Annotated in this window: 19 protein-coding genes and 1 pseudogene; all 20 read right to left on the reverse strand. The window is 63.3% G+C overall.

The features are described 5' to 3' along the window. Nucleotides 1-273: 273 nt before the first annotated feature. Nucleotides 274-441, reverse strand: a pseudogene (locus HAP48_RS50620) (helix-turn-helix domain-containing protein); the annotation flags it as partial. Further along, entirely contained in the window at nucleotides 442-807 is a 366-nt protein-coding gene (locus HAP48_RS01910; protein WP_166208381.1) for a hypothetical protein, read from the reverse strand. Then, nucleotides 800-1,453: a hypothetical protein gene (locus HAP48_RS01915; RefSeq protein ID WP_176399240.1), complete on the reverse strand. Its 654-nt coding sequence runs from the start codon at nucleotides 1,451-1,453 to the stop codon at nucleotides 800-802. Before HAP48_RS01915 ends, HAP48_RS01910 begins: the two co-directional genes overlap by 8 nt. 347 nt (nucleotides 1,454-1,800) lie before the next feature. Continuing rightward, nucleotides 1,801-3,699 carry a collagen-like domain-containing protein gene (locus HAP48_RS01920; RefSeq protein ID WP_166208384.1) on the reverse strand — a complete coding sequence of 633 codons (1,899 nt, stop codon included), beginning with the start codon at nucleotides 3,697-3,699 and terminating at the stop codon, nucleotides 1,801-1,803. Continuing rightward, on the reverse strand, nucleotides 3,696-4,040 hold the full coding sequence (locus HAP48_RS01925) for a hypothetical protein (protein ID WP_166202944.1): 345 nt from the start codon (nucleotides 4,038-4,040) through the stop codon (nucleotides 3,696-3,698). Before HAP48_RS01925 ends, HAP48_RS01920 begins: the two co-directional genes overlap by 4 nt. A gap of 3 nt (nucleotides 4,041-4,043) precedes the next feature. After that, a complete protein-coding gene (locus HAP48_RS01930; RefSeq protein WP_166202942.1) occupies nucleotides 4,044-4,628 on the reverse strand; it encodes a DUF4376 domain-containing protein in 585 nt (194 codons plus the stop codon). A 12-nt stretch (nucleotides 4,629-4,640) separates the two neighbouring features. Beyond that, nucleotides 4,641-5,936 (reverse strand): hypothetical protein, encoded by a 1,296-nt coding sequence (locus HAP48_RS01935; RefSeq protein WP_029085685.1) that lies wholly within the window; start codon nucleotides 5,934-5,936, stop codon nucleotides 4,641-4,643. 15 nt (nucleotides 5,937-5,951) lie between these two features. Then, a complete protein-coding gene (locus tag HAP48_RS01940) occupies nucleotides 5,952-6,719 on the reverse strand; it encodes a YmfQ family protein (protein WP_166208386.1) in 768 nt (255 codons plus the stop codon). Beyond that, nucleotides 6,719-7,831 (reverse strand): baseplate J/gp47 family protein, encoded by a 1,113-nt coding sequence (locus HAP48_RS01945; protein WP_176399239.1) that lies wholly within the window; start codon nucleotides 7,829-7,831, stop codon nucleotides 6,719-6,721. The genes HAP48_RS01940 and HAP48_RS01945 overlap by 1 nt, the downstream gene beginning before the upstream one ends. A gap of 3 nt (nucleotides 7,832-7,834) precedes the next feature. After that, nucleotides 7,835-8,353 carry a phage GP46 family protein gene (locus tag HAP48_RS01950; RefSeq protein WP_051346913.1) on the reverse strand — a complete coding sequence of 173 codons (519 nt, stop codon included), beginning with the start codon at nucleotides 8,351-8,353 and terminating at the stop codon, nucleotides 7,835-7,837. 3 nt (nucleotides 8,354-8,356) lie between these two features. Then, on the reverse strand, nucleotides 8,357-9,121 hold the full coding sequence (locus tag HAP48_RS01955) for a phage baseplate assembly protein domain-containing protein (RefSeq protein ID WP_029085683.1): 765 nt from the start codon (nucleotides 9,119-9,121) through the stop codon (nucleotides 8,357-8,359). An 11-nt stretch (nucleotides 9,122-9,132) separates the two neighbouring features. Beyond that, a complete protein-coding gene (locus tag HAP48_RS01960) occupies nucleotides 9,133-10,203 on the reverse strand; it encodes a phage baseplate assembly protein (protein WP_166208390.1) in 1,071 nt (356 codons plus the stop codon). Nucleotides 10,204-10,208: 5 nt separating this feature from the next. Next, nucleotides 10,209-10,877, reverse strand: coding sequence for a hypothetical protein (locus tag HAP48_RS01965; protein ID WP_029085681.1), 669 nt, complete (start codon nucleotides 10,875-10,877; stop codon nucleotides 10,209-10,211). Then, the gene (locus HAP48_RS01970; RefSeq protein ID WP_166208392.1) at nucleotides 10,874-11,425 is read right to left on the reverse strand and encodes a DNA circularization N-terminal domain-containing protein; all 552 of its coding nucleotides are present in this window, start codon (nucleotides 11,423-11,425) and stop codon (nucleotides 10,874-10,876) included. The genes HAP48_RS01965 and HAP48_RS01970 overlap by 4 nt, the downstream gene beginning before the upstream one ends. Further along, nucleotides 11,422-13,821: an N-acetylmuramoyl-L-alanine amidase gene (locus HAP48_RS01975; protein WP_166208394.1), complete on the reverse strand. Its 2,400-nt coding sequence runs from the start codon at nucleotides 13,819-13,821 to the stop codon at nucleotides 11,422-11,424. The genes HAP48_RS01970 and HAP48_RS01975 overlap by 4 nt, the downstream gene beginning before the upstream one ends. Before the next feature lie 163 nt (nucleotides 13,822-13,984). Beyond that, on the reverse strand, nucleotides 13,985-14,419 hold the full coding sequence (locus tag HAP48_RS01980; protein WP_029085679.1) for a phage tail assembly protein: 435 nt from the start codon (nucleotides 14,417-14,419) through the stop codon (nucleotides 13,985-13,987). Next, complete coding sequence (locus tag HAP48_RS01985) at nucleotides 14,416-14,781, reverse strand: phage tail tube protein (RefSeq protein WP_166208396.1); 366 nt, start codon at nucleotides 14,779-14,781, stop codon at nucleotides 14,416-14,418. Before HAP48_RS01985 ends, HAP48_RS01980 begins: the two co-directional genes overlap by 4 nt. A 32-nt stretch (nucleotides 14,782-14,813) precedes the next feature. Then, the gene (locus HAP48_RS01990; protein ID WP_166208398.1) at nucleotides 14,814-16,382 is read right to left on the reverse strand and encodes a phage tail sheath C-terminal domain-containing protein; all 1,569 of its coding nucleotides are present in this window, start codon (nucleotides 16,380-16,382) and stop codon (nucleotides 14,814-14,816) included. A gap of 25 nt (nucleotides 16,383-16,407) precedes the next feature. Next, nucleotides 16,408-16,725: a hypothetical protein gene (locus tag HAP48_RS01995; RefSeq protein WP_166208400.1), complete on the reverse strand. Its 318-nt coding sequence runs from the start codon at nucleotides 16,723-16,725 to the stop codon at nucleotides 16,408-16,410. Next, on the reverse strand, nucleotides 16,722-17,366 hold the full coding sequence (locus tag HAP48_RS02000) for a hypothetical protein (RefSeq protein ID WP_029085677.1): 645 nt from the start codon (nucleotides 17,364-17,366) through the stop codon (nucleotides 16,722-16,724). The genes HAP48_RS01995 and HAP48_RS02000 overlap by 4 nt, the downstream gene beginning before the upstream one ends.

Consider the following 17,366-nt stretch of genomic DNA (forward strand, 5'->3'; position numbering starts at 1 on the left):
GGCCCGGTCGAACATTTGGCGAAGCTGCGTCGCGCTCATGCTTCGGCTCCGTAGGCAGTGCCGAGCGTCCGCGCCAAGCGCGATCACCGCCTTCCGATGCGGCTGGTCGAGCCGCATCATCGCCTCGTTGATCTCGAGGCCTTCCTTCGTCGCCATGAAGCTGGCGAGCTTCGTCACCGTCGGCGGTCGCTTGCCGTCAACCACATCGCCCATGAAATATGCGATGTCGGTTTCGAGGATGTTGGCGATCTGCTGCAGCCGTCCGGCGCCGATGCGGTTGACGCCCTTCTCGTATTTCTGGACCTGCTGAAAACTGACGCCCAGCTTATCGGCCAGCTCGGATTGGCTGATATGCAATTCCAGTCTGCGTTGCCGCAGCCGGTTGCCGATGATCTTGTCGATCCCGGTGACCGTGCGCGGGTGGGTTTTGCGTGCTGGCATCTACTTTCTCCTTGAGTGACCGTTGGTACGCTTCTTCGGTTTGGATTGCGCTTTGCGCTCTTGCCGCGCCAGCCAATCGGCGGCCACCTTGCGCTCGGACTCGACGTCGATCTCCTTTTTCTTGACGAACTCTTCCTCGTAACCGAGCGAGGTGATCACGGCAGCGATGGTCGCATGCTGCGGCGATCTCGTCGTGCCGTTGAACCAATTGTCGAGCGTCGAAGTCGAGACGCCCGAGATTTCGTGAACGATCTTCAGCTTCTTGATCAAACCCTCGTCCTGTATCAGCGTGCGCATCTTGTCGATGACCGGATTTTTGTCGATGTAGGAGTACGTCCGGTAAGTTCGCAAAAACCCCCTAGCCATTGTGCGCTGCTCCCATCATCTCGATCTTATGTCCTTTCGCCGTCAGCTCGTAGCCGCTGCCGTTCTTCTTGATCAGACCGCCGCGCTTGGCGCGGTCCAGCACACCTGCAACACTCTTCGGCGACATGCCCTTCGCCGCCATGTGCTTGCGCAGATCGGCAGGCGACACCGGGCCTGCTTCAAGCGCAGCACGCAGCAAGATGTTGCCTGAGCCGGGAGAGGCGCGGCCCACAGGCCCATGCTTCACATCAGGAGCTGGCAGCGCAGGCACTGCGCCGCCGAGCTGAGCCCGCGCCTGGGCGGTGAGTTGGTGCACGCCCTTATTCGCACCAGCTTCAGCAAGGCCTTTCTTGCGCAGCTGATGCACAGCCCCGTAAGCGCGCGTCTTGTTTCCGCCGAGTGCGGCGCTGATCTCGCTGATGTGCGTCGGCCCCAACAACAACAGCTTGACGGTGAGCTCCTCAGCGCTCTCGCCGTTGCGAGCCTTCGCAGCTGCTTCCTCTAGCTGCTTCCGTCCAGCTCCTTGACCGCCGTGGCCGAGGTCGAGATGCAGGTCTACTATTCCGGGCATGTCATTTAGTTTGCGCAGCACGGGGCCGAGCGCGATCTCTTCTACTTCGAGTCTGATAGGAAACGTTTTAGGCATCGCTTTGATCACCTTTGCGTTGATCAGGTTTCAGGTCGGCGATGTGAGATTGGGGCAGAAGGGTAGAGGCAGCTTGAGATGCCGCACGAGTTTTTCCTCGCCTTTGTCGCACACACGTTTTGCCCAAGGGCGTCTCGTGCTGCCCCAGCGAGAACGAGACCGACCCCAAGGAGCTGTTAAAATAAGTGACACCGTGGCGGTTGTATAGCGGAGCAAAATATCTTCGGTCGTGGGCGAGTACACACTGCCACCAATGCGTGATTTCAAAAAACGAGCCCCGCCGAAGCGGGGCCAAGGTTAGGGAGAATATGCGGTTTGTGACAGGCGTCATCCCGGTGCCGCAGCTCTCATGAGCTTGCTGCTTTCAGCGCGTCGATCTCCGCGCGCAGCTCATCGTTCTGCGTCGATAGCCGCTGCACCGCCGACCACAGTGTCGTCAGCATGTAGCGGTCGTTGATCGCCTTGATCGACATCTCCTCTTCGCCGAGCGCTTCGGCTTCCTTGCTGTCCAGCTCCGGGATGTCGATGTGCTTGAGCGCCGCGCGCATCACACGGTCCACAGCCGGGATGCCAATGTCGCGAACGGCAATCGGCACGAGCAGTTCGACATCCTGTGCAGTCCAGCCGTACAGCGTTTCGTTGGCGACATCACCGCGCCCGAAAAACATCTCGCGCGCCGCTGGGTTCGCTGGCGTGAATTCGTTCACCGGCAGCGCATTGACGATGGCGAGCGCGGCAGCGGGATCAGTCTGTCTGGTGACGCTCTTGACGCGGGCATCCGATGTTTGCCAAGCGCCTGCAGCAAGGAAAGCGCCCGTGTTGCCGTAGAACGAATAGGTGGTGCCGGACAGGTTCTCGCCGCTCATGCCGTAGAGGCTGGTGCCGTTCGCCCATCCGACGACCCCGGCGAAGCCCGGCCCATTGGCTCGACAGTCGGCGGCATAGCTTGCCGTTGCGCCGAAGACGGTCAACGCGGTTAGATTGGTGGCAATCGGTTGGTTGATCGACAGCCCACCGGAACTCGCAAAAACCGCCCTGACGTTGCCAGAGAAGCAGATGTTGATCGGTATCGTGCCAGCGCTCAGATTGATGTTGTAGCCGGTCGCATCGACGCCAAGCGTTCCGTAGGTCACGCCGCCAGTGCGGTAGAGCGTGATGGCACCGAAACCATTATCGCCGGTCATGGCAATCGACTTCGGCTGCCACTGCCCCTGCTGCGTCAGCGTCGCTGTTACATTCAGCGTCGACTGACCGCCAGCGGCGACCGAAGCGGCTGACGCATAGAAATTCAGATTGCCTGTCGGTGGATCATCAATGATCGCGACACCATAACCAGCGCTCTGCGCTAACCATTGCGAGCCATCGGCGCTCACGAAGACATTGAACCCCAAGCTGGCATCAATCGACATTGAATAGCTGCCGACAGACGCGGGGTAGGCCGGTGCAGGTCGCACTGAGCCGACGCGCAGCGCGCCGGTCATTCGGTCGCCCGCCTTGATGACACGCGAGGTGTCGGATGGGTGAACGTGATCCTCACGTGAGAAGTTACCCGAGACGCCGACAGCGCCGACGCTGTCCATGATCGGCGTAGCGGTGCCTGGACTGCCTGCACCGGGCACGCCTTGAACGCCCTGCGGGCCTTGCGGACCAACCAGCGACGTGCCTGACGGCCACGCGCCGCCAGCCTTCGGCCCATAGATGAAGTTGGTTGCGGTGTTGATGTAGAAGTTGCCGTTGACGCCGATCCCGGCAGTCGGCGCAACGGTGCCGTACAGCACGGTGTTGCCATCCGCGCCGGGATTGCCCTGCGGCCCTTGCACGCCCTGCGCGCCTTGCGGGCCGGTATTGCCGATCACGCCTTGCGGGCCGGTATTGCCCTGCACGCCCTGCGGCCCCGGCGGCCCCGGCACCGTCGAGGCTGCGCCGGTCGGGCCGACAGGGCCTTCCGGGCCGACAGGGCCTTGGATGCCTTGCGCGCCCTGCGGCCCCTGCGGGCCTGTCAGCAGCACAGGCGGCGGCCAGATGCCGCCTTCCTTCGGCCCGTAGAATTGATGGGTCTCCTCTTTGTAGTAGAAGTCGCCATCGACGCCGAGCGAGCTGGTGGGATCGCTGGTGCCGCTCAGCACCGAATTGCCGCGCGCTCCAGGCGGGCCCTGATCGGGTGAGATGATGATCGCAACATCGTCCTGAATGATCTCGACCTCGCCGGTCACATCCAGCGTCTGCGTGATCGAAAAGTCGTTCATCGCGATGGTCCGGGGTTGACGGTGAGCACGCCAGACCAGAGCTGCTGCTTGACGCCGTTCAGCGTCATCACCAGCGACTGGTCATAGGGGCCGATGGTCATCTCCAGCAGCCGCTCGCGCGTGATCAGCACGGTGAAGCTGCCGCCCGGTCCATCGGCGATGTCGATCTCTCCGGTGTCGGTCGAGAGCGTTAGGAAGGCGGTCGCATCCTGCGCATGCCTGCGCGCCTTCATCACGAACGCTGCGCCGGTCAGGTCGATGGGATCACCGCTGAGCGTGCGATAGAGGAAGCTGCGGAAGAAGTCCGCATCGTTCGCAACGGTGATGTTGACCGTGGCCATCGCTCAGAATCCCTGATAGGCCGCGTCGATTGCCGCCAGCGTTGTGATGCTGCCGCCCGAGATGCCCGCGCTGGTCTGCTCAAAGGCCATGTAACACTGGTTGGTGTGCTCGGCGACCTTGGCCGACATCTGGATCATGGTCGGGGCATCGACATCGTAGAACAGCCCATCCGAGCCGAACCACTTCGTGGTGTAGGTGCTGTCGGCCAGAGCCAAGGCACGACCATCGGAGATCCGGCCGCGCGAGCGATCATCGGTCTTGACCGGGATGCCCGCCGCCGTCATGCCGCCGTTGACCTTGTTGAGGCGCGCGGTGCCGTTGTAGTTCTGCAGTTGCGCCTTGCTGTACTGGCCTGCCGCAGGCTGCGAGAAGTTCGCGCCGTCCCATAGATACAGCGGCAGGAAGTCGCTGACATAGTGGTAGATGTCGGCTTCATCCGGCACCGAAGGCGCGTCAGCCATGCCGTTGCTCGTGAGCCACGCCGCATAATCGCTGTCGCTGGTCGGCACATAGATGTTGCGCGCCGACGAAAGCACGTTGGCTGCATCGCCCGCGACGTGCCAATACCAATCTTTCGGGTTGAACATCGAAGCGCTCCCTTAATTGTACTGGCCGCCGCTTGTGAGGACGCCCGGTTGGTTGCCGGGGAAGTAGCTCGCGCCAGACCCCTGCGTGTTGATGACGCCGTTGAGGGCGGCGAAATACTTCTGGCCGGTGACGAAGCCTGCGCCGGGGAAGGTCGGTGCGCCTGGCACCGGCACCGCAATCGATCCGTTCGAACTGGCGACGGCAATCGCCGCCGTGACGTTCATTGAACCGGCGAAGTTGAACACTGAACCCTGCTGCAGGCCGATGAAGCCACTGAAGAAGGCCGCGAAGAGTTCCTGACAGGAGCTGCCCGTGTTGAAGGTGTGGCTGCCGGGATAGAGATAGCCGCCATACGCTTCGAAAATATAACCGGCAGTCGCGCCCTGCGATGCCGTGTTGATCGTGGCGATCGAGCCGCCGCTTGATGCGGCGAAATTGCACGGCGGGCCTTGGCCGGTGCCGGTCTGGGTGCAGAGATCGCGCACCACCATGTTGTTGGCGCTGGTGCAGAGGAAGGTGTGCTGGTTGTTGGCTCCCATCACGAAGGTCTGGGTTGGACCGGCACCCTTGACGATGATCGACGGGCCAATCACGTTCGGCGTCACGCACGGCTCATTGAAGGTGCCAGCCGACAGATTGATGGTCATCGTGTAGACCGAAGGCCCGTACTTGAACGTCTCCTGCATCGCGCGAACGATGGTCCTGAACGGGCCGTGCGGCGCGGCGACAACCGCCTGCGAGCCATCGTACAGCGCGTCGTCGCCGGTCACTGGGTTGACGTAAAGATTGGTGTTGGCGGCGAGGATCGGCACGAAGGCCGCAGGCGCGAACGATGCGCCGTACAGCTCGAAATTTCCGTGCGGTCCATTGTAGACAAGCAGCGCCCAGTAGCCACCCGGAAGATCACCGGCCTGCAGCGCAGGGCCGCCGCGCCGCACGATGTTCTTGCCGCTCAACCCGTTGATCGAAAGCACCGCAGGGCCGGTGTTGGTGATCGCGACCCGCACCCAGACGAACATGCCGTCGATGTACGCGGTCAGCGCCGGGGTCAGGGCAATCGAAAGAATGTTCACCGCGCCGCTGTCGATGCCTCTGATCACGCCAGCGGATTGCACCGACTTCGATGTCTGGTGCAGGTCCGCATTGTCAGGCACCAGCCCCGCATCGGTGAAGAAGTTGACCAGCTCGCGCTGCGGATACTCAATCGAAGCCGCTGGCGGGATCGAGCCCATCTGCCCGGTGGAGGGATCGCCGTTGATGTACGGGCCGTTCGGATCGCTCACGCCATATGGTGCGTTGTACTTCATTTGCTTTCCCCGCCGCTATGGCGTCCCAGCCATCGGATCGCCCGGATCGCTGAGACCGGAATAGTCGAAGATGATCTGCGTGTGCGCTGGCTTCCAACGGTTGAGCAGGCACTCAAGGTCATCGGCCAACTTGATGCGCAGATGAGGATCGGCGCCGCACTGGCTCGATGCGCAGCGAAACCAGACGAGGCCCGCCTGATGCACATGCACCGTCCAATAGAAGCGGTTGGTGTCGGGGCCGAGCCCGTAGTATGACCATTCCGACAGCTCGCCGAGCGCGACGTTCTCGCCGTCCGGATTTTTGATCGGCTGGCCCCACTCGTTGTACATCGGGTTGGAGCCGTCGCCGTGAACGCGATTGTCCCCGACGCGGTCGAGGCCGACCACGAAGGTCCGGTATTCGGTGATCGTGACCGAGTAGCCGATCTGCGCGGCGATGCCGATGAAGAACTCGCGCGACTGCGCGCCCTGCATCGTCATGCGCATGATCAGCGCCTGCTGTCGCTCCGCGATGCTTTGCGGGCTTTGATAGCAGGGATCGGGCAGGCCCCAGTTGCGCTCCCAGTCCGGCAGCAGCTCGATGGTCTGGCGCGGATCGCTCTCGCGCTCCAGCAGATCGGCGGCCCGGCCATCCACGAAGCCCCAGTAATCGCACAGGCCGGTGATCCCGCGCACCGTAGTGCTGTCAGGCGCGTGCCTCGGCCATGCTTGGCCCTGCGGCAGTAGCGCGAGATAGGCCTCGGTGTAGTCGCTGCCGCTGCGCCGGATGTGACGGTCGCTCATCAGACGTAACTGATGGTGCCGAGCACCGCCATGCTGCCGACCGATGCCATCACGTAATCGCTGGTGGAGATCAGCCGGAAGGACTGCACATGCGGGGCGTTCATGATGGCGAAACTGACCCACGCCGCGAAGATGGTTTGTCCAGGCGCGGCCTGCAGGAACAGCATGTCGCGAATGCTGGCCTCGATCTCGGCCTTGGCTTCATCGGTGTCAGGCACCAGCTCGGCGACGTTGACATCGATGAACTGCTTGATCGGCGCGAGCACGTAGCAATCCTTGACCGTGACCGGGCGCATCTTGTCGATGTAGTCGGCGGCCCGCTGGATGTCGTCGGGCTGCGGCCAGCCATCGTCATCGGGATAGAGATCGTCCATCAGGAAGCGCACGGTGATGGTGCCGACGCCTTGCTCTGGCGCGGCCCATGCGCGCGTCACGCCGGGGACCGCAAGCGCCCATTGCTCATAGTCGGCGATGCTGCCGCCCATCGGCGGGTTCTGGATGCGGTGCAGGATGCGGGATCGCAGCTGCGCATCGGTCTCGATGTCGGTGCCGCCGCTGACGTGGATGGTCGAGGCCGAGCCGACGCCATTGACGGGCGGCACGATGATCAGCGAGGAGCCATCGGGAATATTGCCGAGCGTGCCGGGATCGAGCGCGCGGATATTGGCGACGACAGGCGCGGCGACCGAGACGGTGATGTCCTCCATCGTCTCGAAAGTCACGCTCTGGTTCGGCGAGCCGGTATTGGCAGGCATGCCGAATCCGCTCTGCAGTTGCGTGAAGGCTGGCAGCACGGTGCCGTTGATGGTGCCGATGATGTTGGCGGTGCCGGTCGCCAGCGCGGGCATCTTGCGGCCCGTCGATCCATCGGAATTGACCAGCCAGATATCGCCGTGGCGGTCGAGCCACTCGGTCTCGGCGGTGTCAGGCAGCAGCTGCAGCGCGAGCCAGTCGATATACTGCAGGGTCAGATGGCAGAGCGCGCCCTGATTGTCCGACAGCACGCGCAGCACGCTGTTGCCAATATTGGCATCAGCTCCAGGCAGCGATGCATTCACGGCATCGCGCACCAGCGAGCGGACTTCTCGCAGTGTTGGTGTTGACCAAGGCATCCGCTACGGCCCCATCGCGTCCCAGAGCACCTCGTAACGCAGATCAATCGGCTGCGCGGGTCCTCGATAAACTCTCAGCAGTGCGTCGATGCGTTGCGTGTCCACGCGGTTCACCCAGACATCGAAGCTGGAGCAAACCTTGCGATCCACGAATGGCTGCATGGCGACGCGAATGTAGTTCTCGACCATCATCACGGTGGAGCCCTCGCGCGCCGATGCCGGGTTGATCTTGGCGCGGCGCAGCAGCCACAGCTTCGAGCCGATGGGCCAGCCGTTCCAGATCAGCTCGGCGTCGAGATCGCCCCACCAGCCGCAGCGATCGTTGCTGTCAGGATCGGGCAGCACATCATCAGGCGCGGCCAGCGCGTTGGTGCCGAGCGCAACGCAGACCGCTGTCGCCAACGCCTGCGAGTCGTCCAGCGTGCCATCGGGCAGCAGCAGCCAGTCCAGCGTGACGGAATATTTCGGAAAGATATTGTTCTGGACCAGCCGGATGTCGGGGACATTCGCGGCGCTGCTCATCGCTCACCCGACCTTGGCGTAGACGTTGACCGAGAGTCCTGCGTCGGTGCCGACGCGCCCGAAAGTGGCTTCGCCTTTCTTGGCCCCGAGGTAGACCTCGCCGCCGACGACATGCACATAGATTTTTCCGTCATCGAGCATCAGGTGCGCTTCCTTGCCCGCGAGGCGCGTGGCTCCAGCGGTGACATCGACAAAGCGGCTGGCCTTCTGGTTGTCCTTCTTGAGCGATTCCTGCCCGCGCTTTTGCTGGCCGCCCTGCGATCCGCCAGCGCTGCCATCGAGCGCCTGCACGCCCGCGCCACCGCTGCTCTGGCTGGAATTGCCTTCGCTGTCCTGATCGACCAGCGCCATGCGCACGGTCTTGTTCTGCGGCGCGCTCCAGAATCCACCATCCTGCGTCATGTGGAATTGCTGCTTGTCGCCGCGCCCGCGAAACATCGCGGTGTCGCCTTTGTCCAGCTTGTAGAGCCGATGCCGCCGATCATCCATCGGGCCCGATGCCGGGAAGGATCGGTTGCCGCCCATGAATCCGATGAAGGTCTCGGCGCTCGCGGTGATCTTGCCGTCCTGCCCCTTCTCGGCATCAAACACCACGCTGGTGAAACCATAATTCTGCGCGGCCTCGATCTCGGAGCGGGTCTCGTTGGCCATAAAGTTGCCGCCCATCTCCTGCATCAGCTTGGTGTCGTCCACCTTATCGACGACGCTGCGCGCCCCGCCTGCGGTATAGGCGCGGATCGAAGTATTAAGCGGCGTGGCCCGGTGCATAGTCTGCTCCTCTAGCCGGGGTTGAAGTTCGCGCGATCTCGCAGCAGCTCGGGGTTCACCAGATCGAGCGTGGTCAGCGTCCCGGTATTGTTGTCCTGGGTGAATGTGCAGTTCTGCATTTTCATATTGTTGTTCAGCATCGCCATCGGCGAGTAGACGAAGACATCATCGCCTGCGCGCCAGAGGCTGGAGCCATCGCGCAGCCAGCCTTGCACCACGATGGTTGCCTGAATCGTGGTGCCTTCATGCCAGACGCTTTCGTTCTTCGCGCGGGCCTGTATCTCGGCCTGCGTCTTCACCGGCTGCTCGGCGGCAGTGATCAGCTTGCTGAACACCGGGGATGAGCCGCCGACCTTGCCGGTCAGCTCGCTGGCGGCAGTGCCTGAATTGTCGTCGCTGGCTGGTGCCTGCCCATCGACCCGATATTCGGTATAGGTATGCTCGTGCGTGATCACGCACTGGCATGATTTGATGTTCTGGCCTTCCACCAGCTGGGCCACGACAGCCCCGGAATGATCGCCGATCAGCAGGAAGTTGCCCTGACTATCCGAGCCCATCACCACGCCGCGAGGTCGCGCGATGCGTTCAAGGAAGTCCCAGACCAGCTCGCCCTTTTCGTTCTGCAGCTTGTCGAACGGCGTCATGTCGGGCAAGCCGATCACTTTCAGCCCGACGCCATAGGAGGAGATCACCTCCTGCGCCACCTGCACGATGTTCTTCTTGTCGAAGTTGCCGGTCTTGGTATCAACGCTTGAGCGCGCCGCCCAGGCGGTGGCGCTCTTGCCGATCAGCATCACGCCGTGCGCGTGCGCGTCATAGGCGACCTGTCGCGTCTCGATGTAGCCGCTGACCGCGCGCTGCCCAGCCAGATCGATGGTGCATTGATCACCCGGCTTGAACTGCAGCTTTGCGATCAGCGGGAAGGGCCCGCCCTTCTTGTTGATGATCGGGTCGCGCTCGGCTGCAGTGAAGCGGAAATAGGTGAAGCTGTCGGCCCAGCGGTGCTGCACCCAGACCGATTCCCAGTCTTCGAACTTCTGGCCGTTGACTTCAAGAACGGCGACTTCTTGCGGTTTCGGCATGATGATCAGGCCGACAGCGCTTGGCCGCTCGGCTGGCAGAAAGCCGGATGCACGACCTTGTTCTCGGCGCGCAGCTCATCGCTGCGCGAGGCGTCGGCATAGAGTTTGTAAGCCATCACCAGACTCGGCAGCGGCTCGTAAAATCTGAAGTTGACCACGCGCGGCAGCGGTCGCGCGGTCGCTGCCAGATGCTGAGTGACGGCACCATGCAGCGCCACCAGCATCTGGAAAGTCATCTGGTCCATATCGTCGGCGGCGATCTCCTCGGCGTCCTGGAACGGCTGCTGCAGCTGCTGCTTGATCGCGGTGACATCCTGTCGGCTGACAAAGGTCATGCTGGCGATGATGCGGCACTGCGCGGCGAGGCAAAGCCGGATGCCCGCGTCCATCACCAGCGCGCCGCCCAGCGTTACCGGGGCCTCGCCCTCGATCTGCTGGCGGACATACTCCAGCTGCTGCGCCTTCGCGCCAGCCTGCCGCGCCAGCTCGAAGCATTCATCGAGCGGCGGGCCCAGCGCGTCATCGATGCAAAGTTTGTAAGCGTTTGCCCGCGTGTCGCTGATGGCGGTGCGGGCTTCTGATCCGGCGCGGCCCTGCGATGGCACGGTGCCAAGCAGATTGGTCAGCATCCGGTCAACTATCGGTGCGGCTTCATTGGCGTCGAGCCGCTTCATCGGTTGAGCCCAATCGCTGGCGGCAGCGGCAGAGCTGACAGCGAGCGCAGCACCTGAGATCGCAGCGCCTCGCTGGTCTGCACAATCGCGGTGGCAGTGGCGGCGGCTGGCGCAAAGGTCTGCGGATCGAGCCCGTACTCCATGAACGTCATGTCGATCACGCAATAGCCGCCGAAGCGCTCCTCTTCGGTCAGGCGATAGCGCGGGCAGATCACCAGCTGCGAGGCCTGCGTCGGCAGCTGCAGCGTGCCTGGACCTTCGGCCTCCAACTGCCTGACCAGCTGATCGCGCGGCTGGCGGTAGTCGCGCTGATAGAGCGAGTCGCCGCTGTCGTAGGGAAACACGATGCAGTAGCCGCGCACGTTGAACTCGCGCGCAGCTCGGCCCATGTCCTCGGCATAGGGCAGGTCCTTTTTCGGGAACTGATGCTGCACGATCCTGCGCCCGCTCTCGCGCCCGTTGGCCTCGCAATGGAAGCGAGCGCCATTGAACGAGGCGGGCATCAGGCTTTGCCGCCACAGCGCGGGCAGATCGAAAATGTTGCTCATATCGGCGGGCTCTCCATTCCCGGCCCTCGGCGCGCGGGCTCCATCTGCGTCTGGCGATTGATCTCGACATTCTTGAACAGGCCGCCGCCTTCAGCGCCGACGCTGGTGCCCTTCGGCGCGTTGACATCGACACTGATCTTGCCGGTGCCTTCGACCTTGGTGGATGCGGCCTGCGTCTTGTCGATCTGCTGGCGATCCCGAACCGCCAGCGCGGCGCGCTTCGCGGTCAAGCCTTCGTCGGCTTCCTTGTGGCCCGGATTGACTTCGCCATGTCCGAAGATCGGCGTGTTCGGATATCGCAACGCCATAAACTTCGCATAGGCCTGCGCCTGCTGCGGCGTGACATCCTTGTCGTCCTTGGCGATGATCTCCATGCCGACGACATTGCGGTTCGAGAGGCCTGCACCCTTGCCCCAGCCGGTTCTCATGTGCGACGCGCCGGGGCTGCCGGTCTGGACGATGTTGCCTTCGCGATCCATCACATACTGAACGCCGAGGCCGCGCTGGCGCAGCGTGTTCTGCACGCCCGCAACGCTGCCGCGCCCGCCAGTATGATGGGTGATGAAGGCTGCAGGATCACCGCCGCCGACTGCGCTCACTCTCGGCGGCAGATCGCCCGCTGGTGTGTCGCCAGCGCCAGCGCCGCTACCTGGGCCAGCGGTCTGCCCGTTCGGTGCTGGACCTCCCGGCAATCCCTCGCGCGGCCCGACGCCGACGCGTGCTGCACCGTGGTACGGACGCCAGCCGGTCTTCCCCACATTCGACAGCGCGTAGTCGATGGTCGCTTTCTCGTTCGCCGGATCGAGCGGATCGAGGCCGGTCTTTTTCTGAAACTCGTTGCCGAGCCCGCCGCCTGTATAGAGCTGGAATGCACCGCCGGACTTGCCGCGATCACCGAGGAAGGTCCGCAGGCCTTCCGACTTCGCCACGCGAACCGCTGTATCGGGATCGACGCCATACTTCTTTGCGGTCTCGCGGATATAGGGCTCCATCCCGCGCGGATCGTCGCCCTTGCCGAGCGAGATCGGTCCCTTGGTGTTCGGCGTGCCGCCACCGCCGCCGCCATGCGCTGGTGTCGATCCTGCGCCTGCGCCCGAGCCTGCACCGACATCGCTGCCATAGGGCGCGCTCCGGCCGAGGTCGGCATAGCCGCCGCCGCCGAAGGGGCGGCCCATGCCGCCGCCACCGCGCGGCCCAAAGGGCCCGCCGCCGCCCGGACTGTAGGCTGCAGGGATGATGCCGCCGCCGCCAGCGCCGCCACCGAATCCGGTCGGCTGGTAGCCGCCGCCGCGCAGCAGCTCGGTCAGCTGCTTGGTGGCCTCGGTGTTCTTCTCCAGCTCCTGCGGGACGCGATCTTTCCATCGATCCTCGAATGACCTTCCGCCACCGCCGCCGCCGATGCCGAACTTGTCGAACTTTTCCTGAATGCTCTCCTTGGCCTTGTCGGGCCGCAGCAGGTGCTCCTCCTGCACTTGTGTGATCTTCTTGGTGAGGGAATCGAGCGCGCCCTCGGCCAGCTTCAGCGCGGTGATCAGGTACGGGATGAAGGGCTGCTTCATCGACTCGACCAGATCGTCGTACTTCTTGGTGACCTGTCCCCACTGGTTGGCCAGCGCCACCGCGTTGGCCTGTCGCGCATCGGCGAGTTTCTGCTCCTCGGCGCTCAGCTTGGTGAGCGCGCCAGCCGCAGCCAGCTGCGCGTTGTAGCCCTGCAGCTGCCAGAAATTGTTGCGGCGGTTGGCGGCTTCCTGCTCGCTGGCTCCCGCCCTGATGGCGTTGCGATAGACCTGCTCGCCCCCCTCGCGGATGATGTTGAGCTGGGTGGTGATGTCCTTCGCATGCGTCAGGCGGTCGAGATAGGCCTGCATGTTGGCGACCGACTGCGCATCGGGCCCTGCGTTCTTCAGCAGCTCCAGCCGCAGCTGACTGCCTTGGCGCTGCAGGTCCGCGATCTTCGCCGACACCGCGCTCACCGAATTGGCGGCGGTCTCGCCCGAGATGCCGAAGGCCTTCAGCTGCTCGATGACATCCTTGTATTGCGAGGGGCTCACGCCGATCTGTTTCGCCTGCTGGTTCAGCGTCCTGATCTTCTCGGCATATTCGACCAGCGCCTTGCTCTGCCGCATGATCTCGAAGCCGAACAGCGCGAGCCCCGCGGCGCCAGCGGCCAGCCCGCCGCGTAGCATGCCGAGCCCCTTGAAGGTCTCGCCGATCTCGTTGCCGAGGCCCTTAATCGTTTGCTGCAGCTCGCCGGTTTCGCGCTTGAACTTTTCGAGATGCTGCTGACCAGCGCCGCTGCCGAGCAGCTTGACCTCTTCATTGAGTTTCGTCAGCCCAGCCGAAGCGTTGTCGGCCAGCGTAACTGTTAGGCGCAGCTCTTCCTGTTCAGTGGCCATCAGTCATCATCATCTGCTGCTGCCTGCTGCGCGCGGTCAATCTGCGCGGTGCGATGCAGGTGCAACCAGACATCGCTCAGCGGCATCGACAAAAACACTTCAGGGCTGACGTGATACCAGCGTGCCAGGCGGTAGCAGTCGAGGATGATCTCCTCCTCGCTGCCTACCAGGCCGCTGGATCGGGAAGAAAAAAACGCCGCAGCCGGTAGGCGCAGCTGTTCCAGTCGCGCGGGTCCATCTCCTCGATGAACGGCGGCAGCACTCCCGACAGCGCTGCGATCATGTAGGACATCTTGCGCTCGTCGATCAGCACATCACCGTCTTGATTGACGCGGATCGGATTGCCATAGCGGTTGATGTCACCAGCTCGCGGCTCGCGCAGCGAGATTTCCCTGACATCCTCACCGCGATTGTTGCGGATCGGCTTATAGATCAGTTTGACGATGATGGGCCACTCATCCTGCTCCAGCGGCCCCACTTCATCCGGGGACGGCTCGATCTCGGGCGGCGGCACCGCCCGCTTGGTGCCGCTCGGCGGGATGATCTCGGGCTCGGGCTTGTCGTCCACGAAGCCCTCATGTCTCGGCTTGACGTTCACAGGGCCATCTCCTCACACGTCAGGCCTTCCCAGCGCACGCGGACCTGACCATCTCGGGTGTTGTTCTCGAAGCCGCCCTTGCAGGTCGCGCTGGTGAGCACGTACTGCATGCGGTTGGCAAGCTGCGCGACCACCGTGACATCGGTCTCGGCGAGCAGCGTCTCCAGCGACAGGCCGGGGACGGTTGACAGATCGCCCTCGATGTACCGCACGCGCGGCAGCTCCTGATAGCCATGCACGCCGTCCTGTCCCGCGATCATGGTGCGCTCGACGGGCGACGGGCTGACCGTGAAGTTGCCGCGCAGCGCCAGCTGATCGCCATCGACGGTCAGGAAGGCGATGCCCGCGATTCTTTGTGCCATTGTTCAGTCTCCTCTGGAGTTGCGGGGTGAGATCAGGAAGCGCCCGACGCGGCGTTGAACGGCGGCGACGGCTGGCCGATGATCTGGCTGTCGATGCCTCGGTCGTACTGCAGCCTGAACTGCGCCAGCACCGCGAAGATGCGCAGCTGGTTGATCAGGTCAGGCGGATACAGGACGTTGACGCGGTTCGGATCGTTGGGGTCGCGCTCAACGATCAGGTGCTGCTTGAAGGCCGCGAGGTTCTCGACAAGGCCGACATACATATCCTGCTGATACTCGGAGACCAGCTCGGCCTTGATGATGCCGGGAGTGACGATGGCCTGACCTGCGCCGAACTTGGTGCCGTCATCAGCCAGCTTGTGGCGCGGGAATTTCGACGTGATGGCGTGCTTCTGATTGCGCAGCAGCTTCGCCAGTGTCGCGAGCGTCGTCACCAGCTCATAGGCATCATCGGGCTGGCCGTAGAGGTTGGTCTGATACGTGGTCTGCTCTCGCGCGATCATCGGCTGGTTGTCGGCACCGATCTTTGCGATGGCGAGGCCATTGGATGCCAGCGAGTTCAGCTCAACGAAGTCGAACCGCTCGTGGATCGGCGCGGCCTTGATCTGGTTCAGCGTCAGCGCCTGCAGCGGACGCGCCGGATCGTTGATCAGGGCTCGCTGCGCCTTCGCAGCATAGGCCGCCGCCCACTCGAATGAAGGCGAGGGCGAAGCGACTTCCAGCGCCATCACCGACTCGACGCCGCTGTTGTACTGGTCGCCGAACAGCACGAGATCGGCATAGGTGCCGCGCTTGGCCGAGAAGACATGGCCGAACAACTCGCGCTGCCAGCCCCAGCGGCCCTGATCGGTGAAACCATATTCCTGATCCCACGCGAACAGCGAGTTGCTGTCGGTGTACGGCATTGCGACATATTCGAACGGCTCTTCGCCGAGGTTGATGATCGCGTTGTCGAAGTCAGGCGCTCCGGTGCCGCCAGTCAGGAATGCGGTCGAAGGCAGATCGATGCCGAGCCCGATGGGAGTCTGCTCGCCGCCTCGGCTGCCGTAGTAGTTCAGCGAGACGCTGATGTCGTTGGCGTTGACGCTCTTGAACACCGAGGTGATGGTGACCGCGCCAGTGACGGATGCAGCAGTGACAGGAAGCGCCACGTCCGCATTGATCGCAGCGGCGATGGCGTCGGCGATCTCGGGGATGGTGTCAGTGGTCGAGACCTGCACCGGAACATGCTCGCCCGCGATGTACAGATGGATGGTGCCAGCAGCAGTCGGCACGGTGGTGATCGTGACGTCGCCAGTGGCAGCTGCCGCGCCGACCGGCTCGGCGACCGGCAAGCCCCAGACCTCGTTAGCGAAGTTGTTGGCGAAGAACGCCTTGAACATTCGCGCCAGCTCAGAGCCTTCACCGAAAGCCTGATCGGCCTGCGCCTGGCTGCCAATCGGAATCGCGATGTCCTCGGTGGCATTGCCTGCGGCGACTTTCATGCCGACCAGCAGCGCCCGCAGATTGATGGTCGGCAGGCCTGCCATCGACGGATCGACTTCGACCCAGTAGAGCGGCACCTTGATATTGGCGGGGATGTTGGCAAAGCTAATCGGCATAGCGTCCTCCTATGATCGCGCCTGGTTACGCAGCGTCGTTGCCGCCCTCGGGGCGTGCGCCGTGCTGCGGTCTGCGGCGCTCTTGCGGTTTCGATTGCTCTTGCTCGGCGGGCTCGTCGCGCGTGATCGAGCCCTCGGCCAGCCTGCGCTTGGTGAAGCGATCATTCGGCCAGACCTTGCCGCCCTCTGCAGGGAAGCCGCCGCCCTTGGGATGCTTCAGCACCGCGCGGTATTCTTCCTTGGCCGGTGAGACGCGGATGCCGGGAGCGACGGTTTCGGCGATCATCTGCACGCGCTCGTTCTGGCGCTTTCCGCGAAGCGCGACCTTGCTCATAACCCTCATTGCTTTGTCTCCCTCTTCATGGCCTTGCGAAGTTGATCGAACTGGTACTGGACGTGAATCTGCTGGCGCTGATCCATGTCGGCCTGCGAGTCACCGGGCTTGATGCCGGTGACCACATCGATGGTGTTGAGATCGTCGGTGATGATCGGCGGCCAGCCGCTGCGGAAGAAAATTGAAACGTCGTATTGCAGCTCGGCGACCGGCGTTTCGTTATTGAGGCCAGCGGCTCCGAAGACATGGCGGCGCACGCCGCGTGGCAGGCTCTCGATCATGGTGTTGTCAGGCAGGCTGCTGAGCACCACGTTCATCAGCTTCTGATCCGGCCAAAGCCGGTTCATGATCCTCCACCAAGCCGCATCGATCTGCGCCTCGGCGGCAACCTGATCGTTATTCGCGACCACCACCGAGAAGCCGATGCGCAGCGTATGGCTGAAGCGGATATGTCCCGCGTTGCCATCACCATCCGGCAGCATCTGCTCCTCGATGATGTAGACGCCCAGGTACGGCAGCAACTGATGCTGCACGCTCAGCATCTTGGTCTTGCGCGCGGTGTAGCTGGCGAAGAACGGATCGGTGCTCACCGCATCGAACAGCCCGTCGCGAATCACCAGCGAGTAGGACTGCGTGTCGGTGAGGCCCAT

This window comes from Bradyrhizobium septentrionale (assembly GCF_011516645.4).
In the GTDB taxonomy this organism is placed as follows: Bacteria; Pseudomonadota; Alphaproteobacteria; order Rhizobiales; family Xanthobacteraceae; genus Bradyrhizobium; species Bradyrhizobium septentrionale.